Genomic DNA, 24,057 nt, shown 5'->3' with positions numbered 1-24,057 from the left:
AACAGGCCTATCTAGCCGCCCATGAGCGATTTCGACGACACGGACGACCAGGGGGACGACAACGGGGGCAGGCGCCGGGCGCTGTCCAACGTGCAGGTGCTGGGCTTCCTGGCGCGGTTCTGGCTGCGCCGCAAAGCGATCTTCGCCGCCGGCGTCACCCTGACCCTGATCGCCGTGGCCTTCGACCTGGCCCTGCCCTGGGCCTCGGGCAAGTTGATCGACGTGGTCGCCGCCGGACAGAAGGGCCAGGCCTGGGGGGCATGGGCCGCCTTCGTCGGCGTCTACCTGGCCTTCTCGCTGATCCGCAACGTCGCCCATCGGTTCTGGATTCCGCTGGCCGCGCGCAACATGGAGGAGATGACCAACGAGGGCTTCTCCCGCGTGCAGGCCTTCTCGTCCGACTGGCACGCCGACAGCTTCGCCGGCGCGACGGTGCGCAAGCTGACCCGCGCCATGTGGGGCTATGACAGCGTCACCGACGCCTTCACCATCTGGCTGGCGCCCAGCCTGATCGTGCTGATCGGCCTGTCGGTGATGATGCTGGTGCGCCAGCCGCTGGCCGGCGCCATCTCGCTGGTCGTGGTGGTGCTGTACCTAGCGGTGAACCTGTGGGTCACCGAGCGTTATGTCCGCCCGTCGAACCTGAAGTCCAACGCCCTGGATTCCGCCATCGGCGGGGCCCTGGCCGACGCCGTCACCTCCAACCCCACCGTCAAGGCCTTCGGCGCCGAGGCTCGCGAGACCGAGCGCCTGGCCCAGGTCACCGCCGCCTGGCGCGATGCGGTGATGGTCACCTGGAACCGCTTCACCGACGTGTGGCTGGGCCAGAACCTCTTGCTGGTGCTGCTGCAGGCGGGCCTGTCGGGGGCGATGGTGTGGAGCTGGCTGCAGGGCAAGGCAGGGCCGGGCGACGTCGCCTTCGCCATCACCGCCTTCCTCTTGATGAGCGGCTATCTGCGCAACATGGGCGAGAACATCCGCATGCTGCAGAAGGGCCTGGACGACAGCGAGGACGCCGCCGCCTGGGCCACGCTGGCGCCGCAGATCGCCGACCAGGCGGGCGCGCCCGACTTCGTTCCCGGCCCCGGCCAGATCGCCTTCCAGGGCGTGACCTTCGCCTATCGCAACGCCGGCGCGCCGCTGTACGACCGCTTCTCGCTGGAGATCGCGCCGGGCGAGAAGGTGGCCCTGGTCGGTCCGACGGGCTCGGGCAAGTCGACCTTCGTCAAGCTGATCCAGCGGCTGCACGACCTGCAGGGCGGGCGGATCCTGATCGACGGCCAGGACGTCGCGCGCGTGATCCAAGGATCCTTGCGCCGCGCCATCGCCGTGGTGCCGCAGGACCCGGCCCTGTTCCACCGCTCCCTGCTCGACAACATCGCCTATGGCCGCCCAGACGCCACCTTCGACCAGGTGGTGGAGGCGGCCAGGAAGGCCCGCGCCCACGACTTCATCCTGAAGCTGCCGCACGGCTACGACACCCTGGTCGGCGAGCGCGGCATCAAGCTGTCGGGCGGCGAACGCCAGCGCGTGGCCATCGCCCGCGCCTTCCTCACCGACGCCCCGATCCTGGTTCTGGACGAGGCCACCTCGTCGCTCGACGTCGAGACCGAGGCCTTGGTGCAGGAGGCCGCCGAGGCCCTGATGCAGGGCCGCACGACGATCGTCATCGCCCACCGGCTGTCGACGGTGCGCGGCGCCGACCGCATCCTGGTGTTCCAGAACGGCCGGGTCGTCGAGGAGGGCCGCCACGCCGACCTCAAGGCGGCCGGCGGGGTCTATGCCCGGCTGAATGCGGTCAGCGAGGGCGCTTAAGGCGTCACCGCCAGCAGGTTGACCGACTTGCCCCGCGGCTTTCCCGGCGGCGGCGCCAGCTTGGCCTCCGGCGGCTCCCTGCGCTCGCAGCCTGTCTGGCCCAGCGTCATGTGGTGGCGCTGGCCGGCGATCTCGAGGTCCGGCAGCGACGACGGCAGAGGTTTGAGCTGTCCGGCCGCGAAGACGTCGCGGATGTTGTAGGTCGGGCAACTGGACAGGCTCACCTGGCCGTACTCCCGCCACCGTCCAGTCTCGTCGCGCCGATGGATGACGATGTCGTAGCCGCTCGACATCAGCAGCTCGGGATCGCCCGCGCCATCGACCTGAACGAGCGTGCCGATGCACCAGGAGTCCGAGCCCAGGCTGCAGCCGGACAACAGCGGCGCGCCGACCGCCGTGAACTGGGCCGCGAAATCGGCGGGCAGGACCTGGCCGGCGGGCAGCATCTGAATCTTCTTCAGAGCGGCCTTGTTGGCGTTGGCGAAGATGGGGTTTTCGCGGGCGGCTGCGCGCCGATCGGCGGCCTCCTGCCACGTCTTTGGCGCGGCCCTGGCCGCCCGGGCAATGGCCGGATCGGCGTGCTTCTCCAGCGCCTCGATCGCCTTCACGCCGCGCTGCCCGGAGCGGAGACGCAGGAACTCGAAGTCGAACGCCTCGGGCTTGACCTTGCCGGCCTCCAGGCGCGCCACCTGGCTGTTCACCGACAGCCGCGCGGGATCGGCGAGCGGCGTGAACAGCGCCAGCAGCACGGCGATGGCGACGAAGGCCATGGCGATGTTGGTCGCCTCCAGCGGCTTCATCCAGGCGCCGGGCTTGAGAGCCGCGATCGCATAGCCGACGGCGTAGCCCGCCGCGACGATCACGCAGGCGCCGCCATACACCCGGTCGGGCGTGAAGCCGTATTGGTCCACCCGCAGCCAGATGGCGTAGGCGGCCAGTATGGTGATCGGCGCCAGCAGCAGGCCGGCGATCCGCGCGGCCCAGGCCAGCACCTTCGGCGGCTGCTCGGTCCCGTCCTGATAGGCGGCGTTGGTCAGCACGATCAGGGCGGCGGCCGCCGTCAGCAGCAGGGCCGCGGCCTTCTTGGTCGCCCACAGCAGCGCCAGGCCCTGGAACGGCAGGGTCGCCAGGAAGCCGGCGGCGATCAGCGCCATCAGCGGCAACAGCCAGGCCAGCAGGGTCAGCGACACCGTCCGCACCCCGCGCACCAGCCCGGCCCGCACGTCGGTCAGCTGCACGGCGGCGGCGAACATCACCGCCGTGGCCGGAAAGCCGAACCAGGCCCGCTCGATCAGTTTCTTGATCGCGTCGACGCCGATCATCGAGAACAGCGCCGAGGCCAGCACCAGCAGCAGCCAGAAGGCGCCGGTGAACAGGATCGACAGCGCCAGCTGCACCCCGTGCTTCCAGGTCTCGTCGAAATAGGTGGTGAAGCGGGCGATCGGCCGCCGCTCCATCTCGGCCGGCTGCACAAGGTGGTGGCCGATGAACAGCAGGGCCGCCACGGCATAGACCACCACGCCGTTCGGCCACATGCCCTCGGACGAGTACTGCAGCCTGGCCGCGTTGGCGGCGTCGCCGGTCAGGCCCGCGGCGACCGCGAAGGCGACCAGCTTCCAGATCGCCAGCCGGCCAAGGCGCATGGTCGACAGCCCCGCCAGCACCACGAACGGCGTGAAGAACACGCCCGCCGCCAGGGCCATGAACAGCACCGGACTGGTCGCCGGCCACAACCGATGGTCGGCCGCATGGACCAGCCCGAACAGCAGCAGGCCCTGGACCAGGCCGGTGACCAGGCGAAGGCCCGCGACGCGGCGCTGGGCCTTGAGGTCGACGGTCTCGGGCGCGGGCTCGGTCATGGCGTCTTTTCACTCAACTCTGAAAGGCGCTGGCAAGGGAGCACACCCATGAAGGCGCGACTAGGGCGAAGCTTGCCGCTTCGCCCCTCTCCACGCCTTGCCCCGACGCACGCCCACCCCTAGGTTCCGCCGCGTTCCAGGAGTTTCCGCACCCATGGCCTACCGCTCGCTTCGCGAATTCATCGACGTGCTGGAGGCCCAGGGCGAGCTGGTGCGGGTCAAGGAGCCGGTCTCGTCCGTGCTGGAGATGACCGAGATCCAGACCCGCCTCTTGGCGACCGGCGGCCCGGCGGTGCTGTTCGAGCACGTGCTGCTGCCCGATGGCTCGCGTTCGCCAATGCCGGCCCTGGCCAACCTGTTCGGGACGGTCAAGCGTGTGGCCATGGGCGTGACGCTGGGCGGCGAGCCGCGCACGACCGCCGGCGAGCTGCGCGAGGTGGGCGAGCTGTTGGCCTTCCTGCGCCAGCCCCAGCCGCCCAAGGGCCTGAAGGACGCCATCGACATGCTGCCGCTGGCCAAGACGGTGCTGTCGATGCGTCCGGGCACGGTCAAGAAGGCGCCGGTGCAGGAGGTCGTCCTGACCGGCGACCAGATCGACCTTTCCAAGCTGCCTGTGCAGACCTGCTGGCCGGGCGAGCCGGCGCCGCTGATCACCTGGGGCCTGGTGGTCACCAAGGGCCCCAGCGACGACCGCGAGGACGACTTCAACCTCGGCATCTACCGCATGCAGGTGCTGGGCAAGGACAAGGCGATCATGCGCTGGCTGGCGCACCGCGGCGGGGCCCAGCACTACGCCCGCCACAAGAAGGCCGGCAAGAAGGAGCCCCTGCCCTGCGCCGTCGTGCTGGGGGCCGATCCCGGCACGATCCTGGCCGCCGTGACGCCGGTGCCCGACACCTTGAGCGAATACCAGTTCGCCGGCCTGATGCGCGGCGCCAAGCTCGACCTCGTGCCGTGCAAGACCGTGCCGCTGATGGTCCCGGCCCAGGCCGAGATCGTGCTGGAGGGCCATGTCCTGCTCGACGAGTACGAGGACGAGGGCCCCTACGGCGACCACACCGGCTACTACAACAGCGTCGAGAAGTTCCCGGTCTTCCAGGTGACGGCGATCACCATGCGCAAGGACCCGATCTACCTGACCACCTTCACCGGCCGTCCGCCGGACGAGCCCAGCGTGCTCGGCGAGGCGCTGAACGAGGTGTTCATCCCGCTGATCCGCCAGCAGTTCCCCGAGATCGTCGACTTCTGGCTGCCGCCCGAGGGCTGCAGCTACCGCATCGCCGTGGTGTCGATGAAGAAGGCCTATCCGGGCCACGCCAAGCGGGTGATGCTGGGCGTCTGGAGCTACCTGCGCCAGTTCATGTACACCAAGTGGGTGATCGTCGTGGACCACGACATCAACGCCCGCGACTGGAAGGACGTGATGTGGGCGATCAGCACCAAGATGGACCCCGCGCGGGACATCACGGTGATCGAGCACACGCCCATCGACTATCTCGACTTCGCCTCGCCCGTCAGCGGCCTTGGTTCGAAGATCGGCCTCGACGCCACCGACAAGTGGGAGCCCGAGACCAATCGCGAGTGGGGCGAGGAGATCCGCATGGACCAGTCGGTGATCGACGCGGTCAGCGAGAAGTGGTCGCGCCTGGGTCTGCCGGGCGAGGGCAAGCCGATCTGGAAGGGCAAGTAATCCTAGGAACGACCCGCCTTGCTCATCAACCTGACATCGAAGGCCTGGTACGACGCCAAGGATCAAACGCTCTTCGCGATCCCACTGCTTGAAGACGCGCTGCAACCCGCGCTCGGCGCCGACTATGGCGGCCTCGCCGCCTTCTGTGCGGTGCTGGTGGCCATGGAGCCTGACGAAGCCGGAAACGCACCTCATCGGAAGCCGTTCGACATGGTCGGCCGGTTTGCCGGCACGGACCTTCGCTTTCTGAGCGTGTCGGTCGGGTTCTCCTCGGAGGAGATCGTCGAGATGACGGGACTGGAGGTGGCGCGCGTGTTCGCGATACGGCTGAAGGCGCGCCTGGCCGACCGTCCTGCGCGCCTGCCGAAGGCCTTCGACTACCCGCGCTTCCATAAGGACATCTCGCGCGCCCTGGACGCCTTCATCGCCTCAAGCGGCGGGACCGGCGAGCCGAAGGCGCAGTGAACACCAACATCTGAAATCGGGGGATTTCGTGGACCCATTCGAGTTCTTCTTCAGCTTCTACGGCCTGCTGCTCGGCTTTTCGGTGGCCGAGCTGGTGGGCGGGTTCGCGCGGCTGCTGCACGAGCGGCGTAACGTGCGGTTCGGCTATCTGACCCCGCTGCTGGCGCTGTTCGTGGCCATCGACATCGCCAGCTTCTGGAACCAGGCCTGGGTTATCTTCCGCCCCGCGCCCTACAACTACGCCCTGCTGATCCTGGGCCTGGTGGTGGCCAGCACCTTCTATGTCGCCGCCACCCAGGTGTTCCCGCGCGAGCTGAAGCCGGGCGAGGACCTGGACGACCACTTCTGGACCCGCAAGCGCCTGGTGCTGCTCAGCGTCATGGGCGCCAACATGCTGATCGTCGCCCTGTTCCTGGGCCTGGTGAACCTGAACGGCGAGATCACGCGGCTGCGCCTGGGCCCGGCCTTCTGGATCGGCACGCCGATGTTCATGGGCCTGACGCTGCTGGCCGCCCTGAACCGCAAGCGGCTGGTGGTGACCGGCGCCCTGGCGATCCTGGTGGCCTATCAGGCCTGGCAGATCTTCGGCTCGGCCAAGGCGCTGATCGACAAGGGCGGCTGGTCGCTGATCGGCGGCTAGTCCCCTTGCCTTCCGCGCGAGGAGGCGCGACGACAGGACCATGCGCTCGACCGCTCTGCTCACCCTCGCCCTGCTTGCATTGGGAACGCCCGCCATGGCCCAGACCCCCGCCGCCAAAGCCCCCTGGGACCAGGCCTTCCTGCCCCCGGCCCCGCACTGGCAAGGCGCCAGCCAGGCGCTGATCCGCGACGCGTCCGATCCGTGGGTCACCGCGTTCGAGGCCGATCCCGAACACGACTTCTCGCCCAACTACGTCGACACCCGGGCCTGGTTCGACAAGCTGGACAAGGCCAGCAAGCTGGTGCGCGTCGAGGACTTCGGCGTCTCGCCCGAAGGCCGGCCGATCTTCGCCGTCGTCGCCAGCAAGGACGGCGACAAGCTGGACCCGAAGAAGCCGCTGCTGCTCGTCCAGTGCGGCATCCACCCGGGCGAGATCGACGGCAAGGACGCGGGCATGATGCTGCTGCGCGACATGGCTTTCCACGGGAAGGACGGCCTGCTCGACAAGGTCAACCTCGTCCTGATCCCGATCCTGTCGGTCGACGGCCACGAGCGCTCTGGCCCCTATTCGCGCCCCAACCAGCGCGGGCCGCGCATCCAGGGCTGGCGCAACACCGCCACCAACCAGAACCTCAACCGCGACTTCATGAAGCTCGACCAGCCCGAGATGCAGGCGCTGAAGCGGCTTCAGGCCAAGTATCACGCCGACCTTTACGTCGACGTCCACGTCACCGACGGCATGGATTACCAGTACGACGTCACCTACGGCTACAACGGCGAGGACGGCGTCTGGTCGCGCTCGCCGGCCACGGCCAAGTGGCTGGACGACGCCTTCAAGCCGGCGATGAACAAGAGCCTGGAGGCCGAGGGCCACATCCCGGGCGAACTCGTTTTCGGCATCGACGAGCGCAACCCCAAGGCCGGCCTGTCGGACGGGGGCCTCGGCGAGCGGTTCTCCAACGGCTGGGGCAGCGCCGCCCACGTGCCGACCATCCTGATCGAGAACCATAGCCTGAAACCCCACGCCCAGCGGGTGCTCGGCACCTACGTGTTCATCGAGACGGCGATGAAGCTGCTGGCGGAACAGGGCGGGTCCTTGCGCACCGCCGTCGCCGCCGACAGCGCCCTGCGCCCGGCGACCATCCCGGCCAATTTCGTCGCCGACGACAAACCGACGGTCACCCGGGCCTTCAAGGGCATCCGTTACGAGACCTACGACAGCGTCGCCTCGGGCAAGACCGAGATCCGCTGGCTGGGGCAGCCCGACCCCGAGCTCTGGCAGCTGCCGTTCTACGGCTCGCACCCGACGTTGCAGCTGGCCCGTCCGAAGGCCTACTGGGTGCCCAGCTATCGCGCCGACATCATCGAGCGGCTGAAGCTGCACGGGGTGAAGGTCGAGACCCTGGACGCGCCCCGGAGCGTCGCCGTCGAGATGCTGCGCCTGGTCGAGCCCAAGCTCGCCCCGCGCGCCAACGAGGGCCACGTGCAGATGAGCGTCGAGCAGGTGACGACGCAGAAGCGCGACTGGACCTTCCCCAAGGGCTCGGTGCGGGTGTCGACCGACCAGCCGCTGGGCGATCTGGTCGTGCTGCTGCTTGAGCCGCAGTCGAGCGAAAGCGTCTTCGCCTGGGGCATGGTCCCCGAGGTGCTGAGCCGCGTGGAGTATATCGAGCCCTACGCCATCGCGCCGCTGGCCGAGAAGATGATGGCCGCCGATCCGGCGCTGAAGGCGCAGTTCGAGGCCAAGCTTGCCGCCGAGCCCAAGTTCGCCGCCGATCCCGACGCGCGCCTGGCCTGGTTCTACAAGCGCACGCCCTTCTACGACGACCGCCACCTGCTCTATCCGATCGCTCGGGAGAACTAGCCGCCGCCGGAGCGTGGGGTTCAGTCGTCGAGCCCCACGATCTCCTCGGCCCGACGGGTCACGGCCGACAGGCGGTCGGCCCAGTCCTCGGCCAGGGCTTCGGGATCATCGCCGCGTCCCGCGCCCGTGGGGCCGTCCCAGACCATGGCGGCCTTGGCGAAGGGCAGCGGGATCAGGGTGGCGTCCCACGACCCCAGGCGGATGCAGGGCTTGGCGGCCAGGCCCACGAAGATCACCGGCGCGCCGGTGACGCGGGCCAGGGACGGGGTGCCCTTCTCCATGTGCTCGGCCGGGCCGCGCGGGCCGTCCGGCGTGATGGCGATGCCGCCGCCGTCCTTCACCCACTTGACCATGTCGCGGAAGGCCTGCTCGCCGTGCTTGTTCTTGGCCAGGTCGGTCTTCTTGGCCGACGAGCCGCGGATCGACGGGAAGCCGAGCTTTTCGACGGTGCGGGCGATGAACTCGCCGTCGTTGGACAGCGAGATCAGGGCGCGCATGTCCTGGCGGGCCGGGCTCTGCGGCCAGCTGAGCGGCGACATCGGGATGCGCGAATGCCAGAAGCACAGGATCGCGCCCGTGCCCTTGGTGCGCCCTTGGGCCCACACGGTCTCGGCCTTGTCCTGGCCCTCGACCGTCATCCGCAGCGTCGAGAAGACCAGCTTGGAATAGCCGGCGAAGATCGAGGACAGGATCTTGATGACCAGGGGGGAACGCAAAGGCCTCAAGAGGCGGTCTCCTCGGAACCGGAAAGGGGAGCGTGGTCGAGGTCCTGCGCCTTGGCCAGGCGCGCGTAAAGGCCCTTGGCGCGCACCAGGCCGGCATGGGTCCCGGTCTCGACCACCTTGCCCTTGTCGATGACGTAGATGCGGTCGGCGTGCTTCACCGTCGACAGGCGGTGGGCGATCAGGATGGTGGCGCGGCCGGCCATCAGCCGCTCCAGCGCCGCCTGCACCAGGGCCTCGCTCTCGGTGTCGAGCGCGCTGGTGGCTTCGTCGAGCAGCAGGATCGGGGCGTTCTTGAGGAAGGCCCGGGCGATGGCGATGCGCTGGCGCTGGCCGCCCGACAGCCGCGTCCCGGCCTCGCCGACCCGGGTCTCGTAACCTTCCGGCAGGGCGGAGACGAAGTCGTGCGCGGCGGCCTGGCGGGCGGCGGTCTCGACCTCGGCGTCGGTCGCGCCCGGCTTGGCGTAGGCGATGTTGGCCCGGATGGTGTCGTCGAACAGGAACGGCTCCTGCGTCACCAGGGCGATGCGGTCGCGCAAGGACGCCAGGGTCACCGAGCGCACGTCATGGCCGTCGATGCTGACCGCGCCGCCGGTCACGTCGTAGAAGCGCGGGATCAGGTTGAGGATCGAGCTCTTGCCGCCGCCCGACGGGCCGACCAGGGCCACGGTCTCGCCCTTTCGCACCCGCAGCGACACGTCCGACAGGGCCGGCGCGCCTTCCCCGTAGGCGAAGTCGACATGCTCGAGGCTGACCGAGCCGTCGCCCGGCGGCAGGGCCGGGGCGCCGGCGGGCTCGACGATCGTCGGCGCGACGTCGAGGGCGGCGAACAGCCGGCGGGCGGCGGTGAAGCCCTCGGCCATCACCGTCTGCAGGTTGGTCACCTGGCGCAGCGACTGACCCGCGGCCATCAGCGCGCCCAGGAAGGCGGTGAAGTCGCCGGCGGTGATGCCGCCGGTCATGGCGCGCCAGCCGGTGTAGAGCAGCACCAGCGCGACGATGATCGTCGTGAAGGCCTCGGTGGCCGGGGCGGCCATCGACTTGGCGTTGCTGCCCTTGACCAGGTGCTTCTGGCGGCGGGCGATCACCTCGCCGACCCGGGCCTCCTCGTCGGCCTCGCGGTTCTCGATCTTGACGATCTTGATGCCGTCCAGGCTTTCCATGATCGCCGTCGACAGGGCCGAGGTCTCGCCCATCGCGCCCTTGGCGGCCTTGGTGGTCTTCTTGGAGAAGCGGCGGGTGATCAGGCTGACCACCGGCGCGATCAGCAGCACCGCGCCGGTCAGGATCGGGTCGTAGTAGAACATCGTGCCGATGGCGCCGATGACCACCAGGCTCTCGCGCACGTAGTTGACCACGCCCGTGGTCGAGGCCTCGCGGATCAGGCCCGCGTCATACAGCACCGAGGCGACGTAGGAGCCCGAATGCGCCCCGCGCAGCCGCGCCAGGTCGGCGCGGACCAGCCGCCCGAACAGCCCGACCTGGACGTCGCCGACGATGCCGTTGCCGATGCCATTGATGATCCGGGCCTGCAGCACCTGGAAGACGGCGCGGACGACGGCGATGCAGGCGATCGCCAGCGGGATGGTCCAGATGGCCTGCCGCGTCGGGTGGGTGATCAGCTTGTCCACCGCCGGGCCGACCAGCCACAGCAGCAGCGCGGTCAGGCAGGCGACGAGCGCCGCGCAGACGACCGAGACCATGAAGCCCTTCCAGCGCGGCCGCAGGTAGTCGCGCCAGACCCGCGCGGCCAGGGCGCGGTTGGAAAGCTCGGTCGCGGGGGTTTCGGTCATGGGCGAGGGGTCGGATTTCGGAGGAGGACTGTCAAGGACACCGGCGCCGCACTGCGGCAGCAAAACGACGCGGGGTTTTGCAAATGAGCCCGGCGAGACGTATCTAGGCGCGTTTTCAGAGGATCGCCACTTGGCCGGTTACGACCTTTCCACGCGCTGGGGGCGCTTCAAGACCTATCTCCACTTCCTGTGGAACGACCACGCCTATCTGCGCGTGGGCTTCACCAACGCCCACTGGGTGAGCCCCGAACTGGTGCGCACCAACCAGCCCTGGCCGTTCCAGCTGGCCTGGTGGAAGAAGCAGGGCATCAAGACGGTCGTGAACCTGCGCGGCGGCTTCGACGGCAGCTTCTACGCGCTGGAGAAGGACGCCTGCGAGCGCCTGGGCATCAAGATGGTCGACTTCGTGATCACCTCGCGCGAGGTGCCGATCCGGCAACGGGTGCACGGCGCCAAGGAGCTGTTCGAGACGATCGAGTATCCGGCCCTCATCCACTGCAAGTCGGGAGCCGACCGGGCGGGCATCATGAGCGTGCTCTACGCCCACTATCGCCTGGGCCTGCCGATCGAGGAGGCCAAGAAGCAGCTGTCGGGCCGCTACCTCCACATCAAGGAGGGCAACACCGGGGTGCTCGACTACACCTTCGATCAATATCTGGAGAAGGGCGCCCCCAAGGGCCTGACCTTCACCCAGTGGGTCGACAGCGACGACTACGATCCGGTCGAGATGAAGAAGACCTTCCGCGCCGGCATGCTGGGCAAGGTGCTCACCGACAAGCTGCTGCGGCGGGAATAGTGACCCTCCCCCTGAAGGGGGAGGTGTCGCCAAAGGCGACGGAGGGGGAAGAAACCTCCGCCGCACGTGAAGGGGAACTTCCCCCTCCGACCGCTACGCGGCCACCTCCCCCTTCAGGGGGAGGGTCTTCAATTAAGCCACGCTCGGATCCAGCAGCTTGTGGGCGTGGATGATGAAGTAGCGGGCGTGGGCGTTGTCGACGGTGGCCTGGGCCTTCGACTTCCAGGCGGCGTAGGCTTCGTTGTAGGTGGCGTAGGCGCCGACGAAATCCACCTGCGACAGGTCGCGGAATTCGGTGCCGGCGACATCCTTCAGTTCGCCACCGATCACGATATGAAGAAGCTGCTTGTCGGACATGGGGGAGCAAGATCCTGCGGAGTTTTTGATTATGGCAGGTCGATATGCCCGACGCGTGACAGGATCAACGGGTGAAGCGCCCTATTCGCGCAAACCAGGCTCGGAACCGTCGGATTCGGCCGATTGTAGGCGAATTTTCGGCCGAGGTGATCGGTAAGCAACGCTCCGGCCTCGCCGCAGATCAGGTCGGCGGCGGCCAAGTCCCACTCGCTCTTGGGGGTCAGGGCGATGGCCGCGTCGAAGGCGCCGGCCGCCACCAGGCAGATGCGGTAGGCGATCGAGTTGCGGCTCTCGACCCGCATCGGCGGCCAGGGCTCGGGCCAGGCCGGATGGGCGAACATCTTGGCGTCGCCCAGCATGGCCGCGCCGTCCAGCGCGGTCGACAGGCTGGGCGCCAGGGCCGCGCCGTTCAGGGTCGCGCCGCCGCCGGCCGTCGCGGCGTAGGTCTCATCCAGGGCCGGGGCGTGGACGACGCCGACGGTGGGGCGGCCGTTCTCGACCACCGCCACCGAGACGGCGAACCACGGCTTGTCCTTCATGAAGGCGACGGTGCCATCGATCGGATCGACCACGAACTGGCGGCCGGTGGCCAGGCGGGCCGGGTCGTCGACCGTCTCTTCCGACAACCAGCCGTAGTCGGGCCGCGCCGCGCGCAGGCGCGCCTTCAGGAGGGCGTCGACGGCCAGGTCGGCGTCGGTGACCGGCGAGCCGCCGTCCTTCGACCAGATCTTCACGCCCTTGGCCCGGGCCGCCAGGGCCAGGGCCCCGGCCTCGCGGGCCGCGTCGAGGATCAGGTCGAGGTCGCTCATCATTTGCCCGCGATCGCCAGAGCGTCGACCAGCAGCGACGGACTGTTGCTGGCGCCGCGCAGTTCCAGGTCGGCCCCCACGACCAGCCGGCCGTAGATGTCGATCAGGTTGCCGGCGACCGTGATCTCGGTGACCGGATAGGCGATCTGGCCGTTCTCGAACCAGAAGCCCGAGCAGCCCACCGACCAGTCGCCGGTGTTGCCGTTCAGCGAGGGGCCAAACATCGAGGTGACCAGGAGACCGTCCCTGGCCTGGCCCATCAGACCGGCCAGATCCAGCTCGCCCGGCTCCAGGGTCAGGTTGTGGGTCGACACGCCCGGCGCCCCGGCCGAGCCGCGCGACGCATGCCCCGTCGTCTCCAGGCCAAGCTGGCGGGCGCTGGCGCTGTTGAGCAGCCAGGTGGTCAGCACGCCGTCGTCGATCAGGGCGCGGCGCACCGTGGTCACGCCCTCGTCGTCGAACGGGGCCGAGCCCAGGCCGCGCACGCGGTGCGGATCGTCGGTCAGCTGCACGCCGGCGGCGAAGATGCGCTGGTTCAGCTTGTCCTTCAGGAACGAGGTGCCGCGGGCGATGGCCGGGCCCGAGATGGCGCCGACCAGCGGGCTGATCAGCGACATGGCCAGGCGGTTCTCGAAGATCACCGGGGCCGTGGTCGAGCCGATCTTGCGCGCGCCCAGGCGGGCGACGGCCTGCTGGCCGGCCTTGGCGCCGATGGCCTCGGGGCTGGGCAGGTCTTCTGCATGCCGCACCGAACGACCCTCGCCGCCGCGCTCCATGCCCGCGCCCTCGCCGGCGATGGCGCTGGCCGAGACGCCGAAGCCCGTGGCGGCGTGCTGGCCCGAGAAGCCGTCGCTGGTCACCAGGCGCCAGACGGTCGAGCTCCAGCTCGACGAGCCGCCGTCGGAATTGGTCACGCCCTCGATGGCGCGAGCGGCGGCCTCGGCGGCGCGGGCCTGGTCTTCCAAGGTCTCGGCCGACGGCTCGTAGGCGTCGACCAGGTCGAGATCGGGGAACGGGCCCTTGGCCAGCCGATCCTGCGGCGCGAAGCCGGCATAGGGATCCTCCGGCGCCAGGCGGGCCATGGCGACGGCGCGCTCGACCAGCTTGGCGCGGGCCTCGGGGCTGACGTCGGAACCGGAGACGGTGGCGCTGCGGCGGCCGACGAAGACGCGCAGGCCAAGATCCTTGGCCTCCTCGCGTTCGACTTCCTCAAGCTCGCCCAGGCGCACGCCCACGGAAAGGGACTGGCGCTCGGCGAACACGGCCTCGGCGGCGTCGGCCCCGGCCTTGCGCGCGGCGGCGACGACGTCATGCAACAGGTTTTCGTCCATGGCGTGTTATGGCGAGGCGGGCGGAGCGGGGCAAGCGCCGCCCTCGGGATTTAGGGGATCGCGTAGAGCAGCAGGATGACGCCGCCGAACACGTAGGCCAGCCAGGTGCAGATCATGCCCACGGCGCGCGGCACCGAGGCGCCGCCGCTGCGCGACAGGCCGACGGCGTGGATCAGGCGACCGGCGAACAGGACGAGGCCCACGCCATGCACGGCGATGGCCGGAGCGCCGACCACGGCCAGCACGGCCAGCACGCCCAGGCCCGTGGGAATGTATTCGCTGGCGTTGCCGAAGGCGCGCACCGCGCGGGCCAGCTCCGGAATGCCCTCGTCGCCCAGGGCCACCTTGTGCTTCTGGCGCAGGCGCACGACCAGCAGCGACATCACCAGCAGCAGAAAGACATGCAGGCCGGCCCACAGGGCGGCGGCATGGCCGGAGGCGGAAACGTCCATCGACGGACCCTTCGTACAGAAAGCGGGGCCGCATAAGGCCCTGGCTTGCGCGCTCCTGGCAACTGGTGACGTGACGTAAGCGTGGCCTTGGGGCGATCAGCGCAGGCTGTAGCCGCCGTCGGCGAACAGCGTCGCTCCCGTAGTGAAGCCGTTGGTCAGCAGGAACAGCACCGCCTGGGCGATCTCGGCCTGGGTTCCGGGGCGGCCGGCCAGCGAGCCGGCGGCCTGGCCGGCGAAGGCGGCGTCGCGGACCTGGGCGGGACGCCGGGCCCAGAGGTCGCCGTCGATCGTGCCCGGCGCGATCACATTGACCCTGACGGGGGCCAGGTCCACCGCCAGGCCGCGCCCCAGCGCCTCGATCGCGCCGTTGGCGGCGGCATAGAGGGCCGCGCCCCTGGGCGGCCGGGCGCTGGCCGCGCCCGACATCAGCACCACCGAGCCGTCGGAGGCCAGTTTCGGCGCGGCGGCCCGCACGCAGCGGACCTGCCCCCAGAACTTGCCGTCGAGCGGCGAAGCCAGCGCCGCCTCGTCGGGATGGTCGAAGGGGGCGATGGCGTAGGTCGCCGCCGGGGTGAACAGGTGGTCGATCCGCTCCAGCGGCGCGAAGAAGGCCGCGACCGAGGCCGGGTCGAAGACGTCGATCGTCGCGGCGCGGGCGGCCGCGCCCAACCGTTCGCGCGCGGCCTCCAGCCGGCCCGGCGAGCGTCCGCCGATCACCACCCGCCCGCCGCCCTTAACGAAGGCCTCCGCCGTGGCCAGCCCGATCCCCGAGCCGCCGCCGATCACCACCAGGGTCTTGTCATCGTATCGCATGGCCCAAGGCATAGGCGGCGGTGCGCAGCGACAGAAACGACTTGAATTCCGGTCATTGCAGATCTGAAGTCGGGAATGACCTTGATCCCCTCTCTCGACGGCTACAGCGGCGTGCGGGCCTTCGTGGCCGTGGCCGAGCATGGCGGCTTCGCCGCCGCCGCGCCGGCGCTTGGCCTGTCGCCCTCGGCCGTGGGCAAGGCGGTGCAGCGGCTGGAAGGCCGGCTGGGGGTGCGCCTTCTGGCCCGCACCACCCGCAGCGTCGCCCTCACCGAGGACGGCCGCCTCTACCACGCCCGCTGCGTGGCGGCCCTGGCGGGCCTGGCCCAGGCCGAGGCCGAACTGAAGCAGGGGCGCGGCGAGCCGTCGGGCCTGCTGCGCGTCGCCCTGCCGCCGCTGCTGGGCCGCGCCTTCGTGATGCCCGTGCTGCTCGAGCTCGTCGCCCGCTGGCCGGCGCTGCGGCTGGAGGCGACGTTCGAGCCTCGCCCCGTCGATCTGACCGCCGAGGGCGTCGACCTGGCGGTGCGCATCGGCGCGCTGGACGACCGCGCCGGCCTCGCCGCCCGGCCCCTCGGCGTGCAGCGGCGGGTGGTCTGCGCCACACCGGCCTATCTCGATGCGCGCGGGCGGCCGGCCAGCGTCCAGGATCTGGCCGCGCACGACTGCCTGGTCGAGACGCGGAACGGTCGGCCCACGCCCTGGCCATATGTCGACGCGGGCGGCGTGGAACGCGCCCTGCCGGTCGACGGCCGGATGCGCATCGGCGACGCCCAGATGCTGGCGGAGGCCGCGCTGGTCGGCGCGGGGATCGCCATGGTCCCGCGCTGGCTGGTGGCGCAGGATCTGGCCGCCGGCCGGCTGGAGACGGTGCTGGACGGGGTGTTCGACAGCCCCCTGCCCGTCAGCCTGGTCTGGCCGCGCACGCCCTGGCCTAGCGCCAGGCTGCGGGCGGCGATCAACGCGCTGGTCGAGCGGTACGGCGCGACGCGGCCGTGGGAGGCGTGAAGCCGCCTGGCGGGCGGCCGCGCCACCGCCGTGGACGCCGGGGTTTAGAAGATTGATCCTCGCCGTCCTTGATGGGATGTAGACCCCATGCCGCACGACCATCCGGGCCACGATCACGACCACGATCACCATGATCATGACCACGGTCATGATCATCATCATGGGCATGCCCATGGACACGGCCATTCGCATGGGCACGGCCACCATCATCACGGCCATGGACACCACGGCCACAGCCACGCCCCCGCCGACTTCGGCCGCGCCTTCGCCATCGGCACCGCGCTGAACCTGGCCTTCGTGGCCGCCGAGGCCGCCGCCGGTTTCTTCACCAGTTCGCTGGCGCTGCTGGCCGACGCCGGCCACAATCTTTCCGACGTGCTGGGCCTGCTGCTGGCCTGGGGCGCCGCGGTGCTGGCCAAGCGCGCGCCCACCGGACGGCGCACCTACGGCCTGCGCAAGGGCACCATCCTGGCCTCGCTGACCAACGCCGCCCTGCTGCTGGTGGCCGTCGGCGCCATCGCCTGGGAGGCCGTCCGCCGCTTCGCCGACCCGCAGCCCGTGCAGACCGGACCGGTTATGATCGTCGCGGCTATCGGCATCGCCATCAACACCGCCACGGCCCTGATGTTCATGAAGGGCAGCAAGGACGACCTCAACGTGCGGGGCGCGTTCCTGCACATGGCCGCCGACGCCGCCGTCTCGGCCGGCGTGGTCATCGCCGCCCTGCTGATGTGGTTCACCGGCTGGCTGTGGCTCGACCCGGTGGTCAGCCTGGCCATCGTCGTCGTCATCGTGCTGGGCACCTGGGGCCTGCTGCGCGACTCCCTGGACCTGGCGCTGGACGCCGCGCCGCGCGGCATCGATCCCAAGGCCGTCGCCGACTGGCTGGCCGCCCAGCCGGGCGTGGCCGAGGTGCACGACCTGCACATCTGGGCCATGAGCACCACCGAGACGGCGATGACCGCCCATCTCGTGCGTCCCGACGAAGCCGACCAGGACCAGTTCCTGCACGACGTCTGCGGCCAGTTGGCCAAGCGCTTCAACATCGGCCACTCGACCATCCAGATCGAACGCGGCGGCCACGCCCACCCCTGCGCCCTGGCCGCCGAAGGCAGCGTGTGAGCCTGCCCTTCACCCTGGCGCTCTATCGGGCCGCGACCACCGCCCTGACGCCGATCGCGCCCGCCCTGCTGCGCGGCCGCGCCGGCAAGGGCAAGGAGGACCCCGCCCGCCTGAACGAGCGCCTGGGCCGGCCCGCGATCCCGCGCCCGCCCGGCGTGCTCATTTGGCTGCACGGGGCCAGCGTCGGCGAGAGCCTGTCGATCCTGCCTCTGGTCGAGCGCCTGCGCGCCGAGCGCCCCGACGCGTCCGTGCTGGTCACCTCGGGCACCGTCACCTCCGCCGAGCTCCTGGCCAGGCGCCTGCCGCCGGGCGCGATCCACCAGTACCTGCCGGTCGACACGCCCAGCGGCGCGGCCCGCTTCCTCGACCACTGGCGGCCCGACCTGGCCGTCTTCGTCGAGAGCGAGCTGTGGCCCAACCTGCTGCTGGGGGCCAAGGAGCGCGGGGCCAGACTGGCCCTGGTCTCGGCCAAGCTGTCGGACAAGAGCTATCGCAGCTGGCAGGCCCGGCCCCTGGCGGCGGCCTGGCTGTTCGCGGGCTTTGATCTGATCCTGGCCCAGGACGGCCGCGCGGCCGACCGCTTCGCCAGCCTCGGCGGAACCGTCGCGGGGGAAGCCGACCTGAAGTTCGGCTCGCCCGCCCTGCCCGTCGACGAGGCCGAGTACGCCCGCCTGCGCTTCCAGCTCACCGACCGGCCGCTGCTGCTGGCCGCCAGCACGCATCCCGGCGAAGACGAGATCGTGCTCGACGCGGTGGCCGGCTTCCACCTGGCGCCGCGCCTGGTGATCGTTCCGCGCCACCCGGCGCGCGGCGAGGCGATCCTGGAGATGGCCAAGGCGCGCGGCCTCGACGCGGTGCGCCGCAGCCAGTCGCCAGGCGCCGTGGCCGAGGTGATCGTCGCCGACACCCTGGGCGAGATGGGCCTGTGGTACCGTCTGGCCGACCTGGCCGTCGTCTGCGGCAGCCTCGTCCCCGGGATCGGCGGCCACAATCCGCTGGAGCCGGCGCGGCTGGACTGCCCGATGGTCTCGGGACCGCACGTCGAGAACTGGCTGACCGCCTATGGCGATCTCGCCGCCGTCGAGGGCGTGGCCTATGCCGACGGCGCGGTGCTGGGCCAGCGGCTGTCGGCGATGCTGGAGACGCCCGAGCGGCTGAAGGCCCAGGCCGCCCGGGCCAAGGCCTTCGTCGACGCCCGCGACGCCACCGCCCGCGAGGGCCTGTCGCGCATCCTGGAACTCGTGCCGCCCAACCCTGCGCCGGAGGTGTCCGCATGAAGCTCTCCACCCCCCGCTGGTGGTATCGCCGCGAAGGCGGCCCCGCGCCGCTGACCCGCGCCCTGCTGACCCCGCTGTCGTGGATCTGGGCCGCCGCCACCGCTCGCCGCATCGCCAGGGCGACCCCGGCCGATCCGGGCGCGCCGGTGATCTGCGTCGGCAACCTCACCGCCGGCGGCGTGGGCAAGACGCCGATCGTGCGCGAACTGCTGCTGGTGCTGAACAACGGCGGCGTGGCGGCCCACGGCCTGTCGCGCGGCTACGGCGGTTCGCTGAAGGGGCCGCTGCGGGTGGACCCCAGCCGCCACAAGGCCGGCGAGGTCGGCGACGAGCCGCTGATGCTGGCCCAGGACTTCCCGATCTGGGTGTCGCGCGACCGCGTGGCCGGCGCGACCGCCGCCGCGGCCGCCGGCGCCCAGGTCGTCGTCATGGACGACGGCCACCAGAACCCGGATCTGGCCAAGACCCTGTCGCTGGTGGTGGTCGACGGCGAGACGCGCGACGACGAATGGCCGTTCGGCGATGGGCGGGTGTTCCCCGCCGGCCCGATGCGCGAGCCCCTGGCCGTGGGCCTGGCCAGAGCCGACGCGGTGATCGTGCTGCTGCCGGCCGACCTGCCGGAGGCCGATCCGCAATTGCTGGCCCTGCTGGCCTCCAAGCCGGTGCTGATCGCCCGGCTGGAGCCGGCCGCCCCGCCGCCGGGCGGGCCGCAGGTCGGCTTCGCCGGCGTCGGCAAGCCGTGGAAGGTCGAGCGGGCCCTGCAGGCCGCCGGCTGCGACCTCGTCGACTTCGCCCCCTTCCCCGACCACGGAACCTACAGCGAGGACACCCTGCGGAGCCTCGCCGAACGGGCCCGCGACCTGGGCGCCAGCCTGATCACCACCGAGAAGGACTGGATCCGCCTGCCCCCGGCCTGGCGCGAACGCGTCGCCGCCTGGCCCGTGCGGGCGCGGTTCGAGGACGAGGAAGCGCTGGCGCGGGTGCTGGCGGGGTTGGCCTAGCACCCTCCCCCTGAAGGGGGAGGTGGCGGCGAAGCCGACGGAGGGGGAAGTTCATTGCTGACTTCCAACCGCCGAGGCAGCTGAAAACGTCCCCCCTCCGGCCCTCTGGGCCACCTCCCCCACAGGGGGAGGATCTTTGCCCCCTTACTTCACCACGACCCCGCCCTTGATCACCGTCTCCACCTTCTGGAGCACCGACACGTCGGCCAGCGGGTCGCCCGACACGGCCACCAGGTCGGCGGCCTTGCCCGGCGCCAGCGAGCCGACCTCGGCCGAGACGCCCAGGTGGTCGGCGGCGTTCACCGTCGCGGCGCGGATGGCGTCCAGCGGCGACAGGCCGGCGCGGTTCAGCAGCACGAACTCGTAGGCGTTGTCGCCGTGGGCGCTGACGCCGCTGTCGGTGCCGAAGGCGATCTTGACGCCGCCGGCGTTGGCCCGGCGGGCCATGTCCAGCATCTTGGGGCCGGCTTCCAGGGCCTTGGCGGTCTGGGCCGGCGTGAAGAAGTTGCCCGGGCTGGCGGCGATGCGGGCCACGTAGTCGCCGGCCATCAGGGTCGGCACCAGATAGGCGCCGTTCTTCTTGAAGAGGGCGATGCTCTCGTTGTCGAGATAGGTGCCGTGCTCGATGGAGTCGCCGCCGGCCTTGAGGAAGGCGTTGATGCCGTCCACTCCATGCGCGTGAGCGGTGACGCGGCGGCCCATGCGGTGGGCGCTCTCGACGATGGCGGACAGTTCACCGTCGGAAAATTGCTGCGACAGGCCGGCGGCGGTGTTGGACAGCACGCCGCCCGTGGCCGTGATCTTGATGATGTCGGCGCCGCGCCAGACCTGCTCGCGCACCGCGCGGCGGCAGTCGTCGGCGCCCGAGCACACCGATTCGGGCCGCAGCACGTGCATGACCTCCTCGCTGTAGCCGTTGACGTCGCCGTGGCCGCCGTGGATCGACACGGCCGAACCGGCGGCGATGATCCGCGGGCCCACGACGTCGCCGCGCTTGATGCCCGCGCGCAGGGCGAAGATGGCGGCGTTGTCGGCCCCCAGGTCGGCGACGGTGGTGAAGCCGGCCATCAGGGTCTTGCGGGCGTAGCCGGCCCCGACCATCGCCTGGTCGGCCGAAGACTGGGTCACCTCGTCGAGGCGCGAGGTCGGGCCCTGCTGGCCGGTCAGGTGCACGTGGCTGTCGATGAAGCCGGGCAGCACGAAGCGGTCCTTGAGGTCGACCACCACGCCGCCGGGCTCGGACACGTAGCCGTCGGCGATGCGCACCACCTTGCCGTCCTGCAGCACCACCGTCTTGGCGGTCTCGACCTTGCCGCTGGCCGGGTCGGCCAGCAGCTTGCCGGCCTGCACGAAGGTCAGCGGGCCGGCCGCCTGAGCCGCGGCGAACGACAGGGCGGCGGCCGCGACGCCGAGCGCGGCGGCGGCCAGGAAACGGATACGCATGGAGTAGAGCCCCTCTGAACGATCTTCGCCCCTCCCCAGGGGCGTTTGCGGCAGGATGGCGGGGCCAGAGCGAGGCGTCACGCCATTTTATCCTCCCCCTGAAGGGGGAGGTGGCCCGGAGGGCCGGAGGGGGAAGTGTCTGCTGACATGCCGCTGGAACTTCCCCCTCAGTCGCTTCGCGACAGCTCCCCCTTCAGGGGGAGCATCTTGGGTTACGCCCCCGCCTTCTGCGCGAAGGCCCACGCCCCCTTGGCCAGCACCGGCACGCGGGCCTCCATCAGTTGCGCATGGGCGCTGGCGGCGGTGCCGTCGCGCACCCGGCCGACGATGCCCTGGCAGATGCCGGCCAGGCGGAAGAGGTTGTAGCTGAAGTACCAGTCCAGCTGCGGCAGGCCTTGGCGCCCCGTCGCGGCGCAGTAGCGGGCCACGGCCTCCTCGATGGTCGGGATCCCATAGGCGGTCAGGTCGGAGATCTCGGCCAGGCCCCCGCGCTGGTCGGACGGCATCACCCAGTTCATCAGGAAGTAGGTGAAGTCGGCCAGCGGATTGCCCAGGGTCGACAGTTCCCAGTCCAGCACCGCGACCACGCGCGGCTCGGCAGGGTGCAGGATCATGTTGTCGAGGCGGTAGTCGCCGTGGACGATCGAGGTCTGGTCATCGGCCGGCGCGCTGGCCGGCAGCCAGTCGATCAGCCGGTCCATCTCGTCGATCTTCGTCGTCTCGCTGGCGCGGTACTGCTTGGTCCAGCGGTCGATCTGCCGCGTGAAGTAGTTGCCGGGCTTGCCGTAGTCGGAAAGACCCACGGCCGCGTAGTCGACGGTGTGCAGCGCCGCCAGGGTGTCGATCTGGGCCTCGTAGATCGCTCGTCGCTCGGCGGGGGCGTAGTCCGGCAGGGTGCCGTCCCACAGGATGCGGCCCTCGACGTTGTCCATCACGTAGAAGATCGTGCCGATCATGCCCTCGTCCATGCACAGGGCGTAGGGGCGGGCGACGGGGAACTTCGCTCGGTGCAGGCCCGAGATCACCTTGAATTCGCGGTCGACGGCGTGGGCGCTGGGCAGCAGCTTGCCGGGCGGCTTGCGGCGCAGGACGTAGCGCTTGGCCGGCGTCACCAGCTGGTAGGTAGGGTTGCTCTGCCCGCCCTTGAACTGGCGCACCTCCAGCGGGCCGGCATAGCCCTCGACGTTTGCCTCCAGCCACGCGGCCAGGGCGGCCTCGTCGATCGCATGGCGCGGATCGACCGGCTTGGTGCCCGAATTCAGCTCCTGAGCGGACGGCTCGGCCACGGCGCTTCACTCCCAACGTTTGTTTGAATGGGAGTTTAGAGGGTGTTGAGGCGGTGGCAAGCGTGTTGCGTCCTTCGAGGCTCGCCGATGGCTCGCACCTCAGGATGAGGAATTCAGTGCAATGAGCACCTCATCCTGAGGCGCCCGCAGAGCGGGCCTCGAAGGACGCAGAGCGTTTCAGATCAATGCTGGCTGAGCGCCCGCCAGCCGATGTCGCTGCGATAGAAGCCGCCTTCCAGCGACACGGTGCCCAGCGCGGCGTAGGCCACGTCGCGGGCTTCGTGCAGGGTCGCGCCCAGGGCGCAGACGTTCAGCACCCGGCCGCCCGAGGCGACCAGGCGGCCCTCGGCGTCGCGGGTCGTGCCGGCGTGGAAGATCTCGGCCTCATGGCCGTAGTCGGCCTCGGCGCCCTGGATCAGGCCGCCGGTCTTGGGGGCGTCGGGATAGCCCTCGGCCGCCAGCACCACGCAGATCGCCGCCTCGTCGCGCCACTTGGGCGGCTCGGCGCTCGCCAGTTCGCCCTTGGCCGCGGCCAGCAGGGTGGGGACGATGTCGCTTTCCAGGCGCAGCATCAGCACCTGGCATTCCGGGTCGCCGAAGCGGGCGTTGTACTCGACCAGCTTGGGTCCGGTCGGGGTGAGCATCAGGCCGGCATAGAGCACGCCGACATACGGATTGCCCTCGGCGGCCATGCCCTCGACGGTGGGCACGATCAGTTCGCGCCAGGCCTGCTCGACCAGGGCCTCGGTCAGGACGGGCGGCGGCGAATAGGTGCCCATGCCGCCGGTGTTGGGGCCCTCGTCGCCGTCATAGGCGCGCTTGTGGTCCTGGGCCGCGCCGAACAGCACGGCGGACTTGCCGTCGCACACCGCGAACAGCGAGGCCTCCTCGCCGTGCATGAACTCCTCGATGACCACCCGGGCGCCGGCCGAGCCGAAGCGGCCGCCCAGCATGTCGACCACCGCCGCGTCGGCCGCCGCGCGATCGGGAGCGATGACCACGCCCTTGCCGGCCGCCAGGCCGTCGGCCTTGATCACGAACGGCGCCTCCAGGGTGTCGAGGAACTCGCCCGCCGAAGCGGCGTCCTCGAACACGCCGTAGGCGGCGGTCGGCAGGTCGTGGCGCTTGCAGAAGTCCTTGGTGAAGGCCTTGGAGGTCTCCAGTTGGGCCGCGCGCTGGCTGCCGCCGAAGCAGGGGACGCCGATCTCCGCCAGCTTGTCGGCCAGGCCGACTTCGAGCGCCGACTCCGGGCCGACCACCACCAGGTCCGCGCCGATCTCCCGGGCCAGGGCCACCAGGCCGTCGGCGTCGGTCGCCTTGACGGCGGCCAGTTCGGCCACGGCCGCGATGCCCGGATTGCCCGGGGCGGCGACGAGGCGGCCGCACAGCGGCGATTGAGCGATCTTCCAGGCCAGGGCGTGCTCGCGCCCGCCGGACCCGACGAGGAGGATGGTCAGCTTTTCCATGAGCCGGGGATGTCGCGCGGGCCGGGGCGCGGGTCAAGCATCCGCTGCGTCCGA

At 70.5% G+C, this 24,057-nt stretch carries 21 protein-coding genes; 10 read left to right on the top strand and 11 right to left on the bottom strand.

The annotated features are described in order from the left end of the window. Nucleotides 1-21: 21 nt before the first annotated feature. Nucleotides 22-1,815: an ABC transporter ATP-binding protein gene (locus G5B46_RS23640; RefSeq protein ID WP_165263056.1), complete on the top strand. Its 1,794-nt coding sequence runs from the start codon at nucleotides 22-24 to the stop codon at nucleotides 1,813-1,815. Here the strand turns inward: G5B46_RS23640 and G5B46_RS23635 are convergent. Continuing rightward, nucleotides 1,812-3,674, bottom strand: coding sequence for a DUF4153 domain-containing protein (locus G5B46_RS23635; protein ID WP_165263054.1), 1,863 nt, complete (start codon nucleotides 3,672-3,674; stop codon nucleotides 1,812-1,814). The genes G5B46_RS23640 and G5B46_RS23635 overlap by 4 nt on opposite strands. 154 nt (nucleotides 3,675-3,828) lie before the next feature. Here G5B46_RS23635 and G5B46_RS23630 point away from each other — a divergent pair, with 154 nt between their 5' ends. The 4 genes from G5B46_RS23630 to G5B46_RS23615 are packed head-to-tail and all read left to right on the top strand — an operon-like array spanning nucleotide 3,829 to nucleotide 8,333. Further along, entirely contained in the window at nucleotides 3,829-5,364 is a 1,536-nt protein-coding gene (locus G5B46_RS23630) for a UbiD family decarboxylase (protein WP_165263052.1), read from the top strand. An 18-nt stretch (nucleotides 5,365-5,382) separates the two neighbouring features. Continuing rightward, nucleotides 5,383-5,829: a hypothetical protein gene (locus G5B46_RS23625; protein ID WP_165263050.1), complete on the top strand. Its 447-nt coding sequence runs from the start codon at nucleotides 5,383-5,385 to the stop codon at nucleotides 5,827-5,829. A 28-nt stretch (nucleotides 5,830-5,857) separates the two neighbouring features. Continuing rightward, the gene (locus G5B46_RS23620; protein ID WP_165263048.1) at nucleotides 5,858-6,469 is read left to right on the top strand and encodes a hypothetical protein; all 612 of its coding nucleotides are present in this window, start codon (nucleotides 5,858-5,860) and stop codon (nucleotides 6,467-6,469) included. A gap of 40 nt (nucleotides 6,470-6,509) precedes the next feature. Continuing rightward, on the top strand, nucleotides 6,510-8,333 hold the full coding sequence (locus tag G5B46_RS23615) for a M14 family metallopeptidase (protein ID WP_165263046.1): 1,824 nt from the start codon (nucleotides 6,510-6,512) through the stop codon (nucleotides 8,331-8,333). 20 nt (nucleotides 8,334-8,353) lie between these two features. Here G5B46_RS23615 and G5B46_RS23610 read toward each other — a convergent pair whose 3' ends face one another. Next, the gene (locus G5B46_RS23610) at nucleotides 8,354-9,058 is read right to left on the bottom strand and encodes a lysophospholipid acyltransferase family protein (RefSeq protein ID WP_165263044.1); all 705 of its coding nucleotides are present in this window, start codon (nucleotides 9,056-9,058) and stop codon (nucleotides 8,354-8,356) included. Continuing rightward, the gene (locus G5B46_RS23605) at nucleotides 9,055-10,848 is read right to left on the bottom strand and encodes an ABC transporter ATP-binding protein (RefSeq protein WP_165263042.1); all 1,794 of its coding nucleotides are present in this window, start codon (nucleotides 10,846-10,848) and stop codon (nucleotides 9,055-9,057) included. The genes G5B46_RS23610 and G5B46_RS23605 overlap by 4 nt, the downstream gene beginning before the upstream one ends. 130 nt (nucleotides 10,849-10,978) lie before the next feature. Between G5B46_RS23605 and G5B46_RS23600 the strand changes: the two genes are divergently transcribed. Next, complete coding sequence (locus tag G5B46_RS23600; RefSeq protein WP_165263040.1) at nucleotides 10,979-11,644, top strand: tyrosine-protein phosphatase; 666 nt, start codon at nucleotides 10,979-10,981, stop codon at nucleotides 11,642-11,644. Nucleotides 11,645-11,776: 132 nt separating this feature from the next. Here the strand turns inward: G5B46_RS23600 and G5B46_RS23595 are convergent, their stop codons facing one another. The 5 genes from G5B46_RS23595 to G5B46_RS23575 form a co-directional block, all read right to left on the bottom strand. Beyond that, nucleotides 11,777-12,001, bottom strand: a complete 225-nt coding sequence (locus tag G5B46_RS23595) for a DUF4170 domain-containing protein (protein WP_165263038.1) — start codon at nucleotides 11,999-12,001, stop codon at nucleotides 11,777-11,779. Between the two features lie 29 nt (nucleotides 12,002-12,030). Beyond that, entirely contained in the window at nucleotides 12,031-12,810 is a 780-nt protein-coding gene (locus tag G5B46_RS23590; RefSeq protein ID WP_165263036.1) for a 3'(2'),5'-bisphosphate nucleotidase CysQ, read from the bottom strand. Further along, nucleotides 12,810-14,141, bottom strand: a complete 1,332-nt coding sequence (locus G5B46_RS23585; RefSeq protein ID WP_165263034.1) for a TldD/PmbA family protein — start codon at nucleotides 14,139-14,141, stop codon at nucleotides 12,810-12,812. The genes G5B46_RS23590 and G5B46_RS23585 overlap by 1 nt, the downstream gene beginning before the upstream one ends. Before the next feature lie 50 nt (nucleotides 14,142-14,191). After that, nucleotides 14,192-14,593, bottom strand: coding sequence for an MAPEG family protein (locus G5B46_RS23580; RefSeq protein ID WP_165263032.1), 402 nt, complete (start codon nucleotides 14,591-14,593; stop codon nucleotides 14,192-14,194). A gap of 96 nt (nucleotides 14,594-14,689) precedes the next feature. After that, nucleotides 14,690-15,406: an SDR family oxidoreductase gene (locus G5B46_RS23575; RefSeq protein WP_205691849.1), complete on the bottom strand. Its 717-nt coding sequence runs from the start codon at nucleotides 15,404-15,406 to the stop codon at nucleotides 14,690-14,692. Between the two features lie 75 nt (nucleotides 15,407-15,481). Here G5B46_RS23575 and G5B46_RS23570 point away from each other — a divergent pair, with 75 nt between their 5' ends. The 4 genes from G5B46_RS23570 to lpxK all read left to right on the top strand — a co-directional run bounded on the left by G5B46_RS23570 (nucleotide 15,482) and on the right by lpxK (nucleotide 19,808). After that, a complete protein-coding gene (locus tag G5B46_RS23570; RefSeq protein WP_165263028.1) occupies nucleotides 15,482-16,408 on the top strand; it encodes a LysR family transcriptional regulator in 927 nt (308 codons plus the stop codon). Nucleotides 16,409-16,495: 87 nt separating this feature from the next. Beyond that, nucleotides 16,496-17,530, top strand: a complete 1,035-nt coding sequence (locus tag G5B46_RS23565) for a cation diffusion facilitator family transporter (protein ID WP_165263026.1) — start codon at nucleotides 16,496-16,498, stop codon at nucleotides 17,528-17,530. Then, nucleotides 17,527-18,807, top strand: coding sequence for a 3-deoxy-D-manno-octulosonic acid transferase (locus G5B46_RS23560; protein WP_346764973.1), 1,281 nt, complete (start codon nucleotides 17,527-17,529; stop codon nucleotides 18,805-18,807). The genes G5B46_RS23565 and G5B46_RS23560 overlap by 4 nt, the downstream gene beginning before the upstream one ends. Then, complete coding sequence (lpxK, locus tag G5B46_RS23555; RefSeq protein ID WP_165263024.1) at nucleotides 18,804-19,808, top strand: tetraacyldisaccharide 4'-kinase; 1,005 nt, start codon at nucleotides 18,804-18,806, stop codon at nucleotides 19,806-19,808. The genes G5B46_RS23560 and lpxK overlap by 4 nt, the downstream gene beginning before the upstream one ends. 144 nt (nucleotides 19,809-19,952) lie before the next feature. On the opposite strand, the gene G5B46_RS23550 is transcribed toward lpxK, so the two are convergent. The 3 genes from G5B46_RS23550 to purD form a co-directional block, all read right to left on the bottom strand. Next, on the bottom strand, nucleotides 19,953-21,251 hold the full coding sequence (locus G5B46_RS23550) for an amidohydrolase family protein (protein WP_165263022.1): 1,299 nt from the start codon (nucleotides 21,249-21,251) through the stop codon (nucleotides 19,953-19,955). Nucleotides 21,252-21,463: 212 nt separating this feature from the next. Continuing rightward, a complete protein-coding gene (locus G5B46_RS23545) occupies nucleotides 21,464-22,537 on the bottom strand; it encodes a phosphotransferase family protein (protein WP_165263020.1) in 1,074 nt (357 codons plus the stop codon). 182 nt (nucleotides 22,538-22,719) lie between these two features. Further along, complete coding sequence (purD, locus tag G5B46_RS23540) at nucleotides 22,720-24,003, bottom strand: phosphoribosylamine--glycine ligase (protein WP_165263018.1); 1,284 nt, start codon at nucleotides 24,001-24,003, stop codon at nucleotides 22,720-22,722. Nucleotides 24,004-24,057: the final 54 nt, after the last annotated feature.

This window comes from Caulobacter sp. 602-2, assembly GCF_011043625.1.
In the GTDB taxonomy this organism is placed as follows: domain Bacteria; phylum Pseudomonadota; class Alphaproteobacteria; order Caulobacterales; family Caulobacteraceae; genus Caulobacter.
The sequence above is the reverse complement of the archived record's forward strand: the minus strand, read 5'-3'. Positions and strand labels throughout refer to the sequence as shown.

What these genes read in the sequence shown, in the direction of transcription:
- G5B46_RS23640 (WP_165263056.1), top strand. Translation starts at nt 22, where the DNA reads ATGAGCGATTTCGACGACACGGACGACCAGGGGGACGACAACGGGGGC.
- G5B46_RS23635 (WP_165263054.1), bottom strand. Translation starts at nt 3,674, where the DNA reads ATGACCGAGCCCGCGCCCGAGACCGTCGACCTCAAGGCCCAGCGCCGC.
- G5B46_RS23630 (WP_165263052.1), top strand. Translation starts at nt 3,829, where the DNA reads ATGGCCTACCGCTCGCTTCGCGAATTCATCGACGTGCTGGAGGCCCAG.
- G5B46_RS23615 (WP_165263046.1), top strand. Translation starts at nt 6,510, where the DNA reads ATGCGCTCGACCGCTCTGCTCACCCTCGCCCTGCTTGCATTGGGAACG.
- G5B46_RS23605 (WP_165263042.1), bottom strand. Translation starts at nt 10,848, where the DNA reads ATGACCGAAACCCCCGCGACCGAGCTTTCCAACCGCGCCCTGGCCGCG.
- G5B46_RS23595 (WP_165263038.1), bottom strand. Translation starts at nt 12,001, where the DNA reads ATGTCCGACAAGCAGCTTCTTCATATCGTGATCGGTGGCGAACTGAAG.
- G5B46_RS23590 (WP_165263036.1), bottom strand. Translation starts at nt 12,810, where the DNA reads ATGAGCGACCTCGACCTGATCCTCGACGCGGCCCGCGAGGCCGGGGCC.
- G5B46_RS23585 (WP_165263034.1), bottom strand. Translation starts at nt 14,141, where the DNA reads ATGGACGAAAACCTGTTGCATGACGTCGTCGCCGCCGCGCGCAAGGCC.
- G5B46_RS23580 (WP_165263032.1), bottom strand. Translation starts at nt 14,593, where the DNA reads ATGGACGTTTCCGCCTCCGGCCATGCCGCCGCCCTGTGGGCCGGCCTG.
- G5B46_RS23575 (WP_205691849.1), bottom strand. Translation starts at nt 15,406, where the DNA reads ATGCGATACGATGACAAGACCCTGGTGGTGATCGGCGGCGGCTCGGGG.
- G5B46_RS23570 (WP_165263028.1), top strand. Translation starts at nt 15,482, where the DNA reads ATGACCTTGATCCCCTCTCTCGACGGCTACAGCGGCGTGCGGGCCTTC.
- G5B46_RS23565 (WP_165263026.1), top strand. Translation starts at nt 16,496, where the DNA reads ATGCCGCACGACCATCCGGGCCACGATCACGACCACGATCACCATGAT.
- lpxK (WP_165263024.1), top strand. Translation starts at nt 18,804, where the DNA reads ATGAAGCTCTCCACCCCCCGCTGGTGGTATCGCCGCGAAGGCGGCCCC.
- G5B46_RS23550 (WP_165263022.1), bottom strand. Translation starts at nt 21,251, where the DNA reads ATGCGTATCCGTTTCCTGGCCGCCGCCGCGCTCGGCGTCGCGGCCGCC.
- purD (WP_165263018.1), bottom strand. Translation starts at nt 24,003, where the DNA reads ATGGAAAAGCTGACCATCCTCCTCGTCGGGTCCGGCGGGCGCGAGCAC.